Annotated in this window: 1 protein-coding gene; it reads right to left on the reverse strand. The window is 36.3% G+C overall.

Translation table 11 applies throughout. The annotated features are described in order from the left end of the window. Positions 1–1028 (reverse strand): VWA domain-containing protein (locus tag JF818_RS00365; RefSeq protein WP_198890017.1); only part of this gene is annotated, 1028 nt, incomplete at both ends.

Genomic DNA, 1028 nt, shown 5'->3' on the forward strand with positions numbered 1-1028 from the left:
GCTTCAACTGAACCTTCAATATCGGTTCCACCTCCGGCAATTAAAGCACTAACTCCTTTTAGAAGTAGGTGTTTATCAGTCGTAATTGTTTGGACAATATCAGTTTCATCATTAAACTCTGTAATTTGAACCTGGGTATTCTTTGGAAGACCAATGATAAATTTATGTAGCAGATTCTGAACATTGATTATTCTTTCACCAAAATCTTCACTATATTCACCCATAGAACCACTTGTATCAACAACAATTGATACATAAGGCATATCCGATCTAACAGGATCCTTTGGTCTCTTATATGTTAAATCATAGGTATTCGCTAGTTTGCTGTTTATAGCATGAAATACTTGTGTTAAAACTTCTGAATCACTTGCAGCGTAGTATTTACCTTCTGACATCTCCGCAATGGTTGATAGAGTGTTCACATCATGACTCTCTCCAAACCCTATGGTATAGATTGGAATATTTACGGTTTGTAGTTCTGAAATCAATGCCTCGTAACTCGCATTTGACCCTCTTGCCGTATCATTTAAGTTTGCATCTTGACCATCAGTGAATACAACTAGTGTCGGTCTCTCTTCTTCTTCTAATAAAGTTGTCCCAAGCAATATCGCATCATAAAGAGTGGTTGCACCACCTACTTTTATTTTTTTTAAAGAAATTAGAACCGCTTCTTTCGTTTCGCCATCTAAAAGTTTTGGTTCTGTATCAAAATCAACAACTTTGATCTTTGTATTTTCAGGCAATCCCTCGATAAAAGCCTTTGCCGCATCCAAAGTAGCTGTCATTTGCCCTTTCATCGACCCTGAGGAATCTAATAGCAAAACTACAGTTGGAGGTACTTCAAGCCGTTTAATATCAATTATTTCCCCCTCTTTGCCACCTTCGTAAACAAGAGTATTCGTAACATCTGGTAATATTTCTTTTGTTGTTTTATCAATTAGTGAAAATCTAAATGTCACATTTTCTTTCTCAACAACATCACTTATTTCAATTCCTGTCTCTTCAAAACCACTGGCAACCTTTAAAGC

Origin of the sequence: Sphaerochaeta sp. S2, from assembly GCF_016406725.1 — a bacterium.
Lineage (GTDB): Bacteria > Spirochaetota > Spirochaetia > Sphaerochaetales > Sphaerochaetaceae > Sphaerochaeta.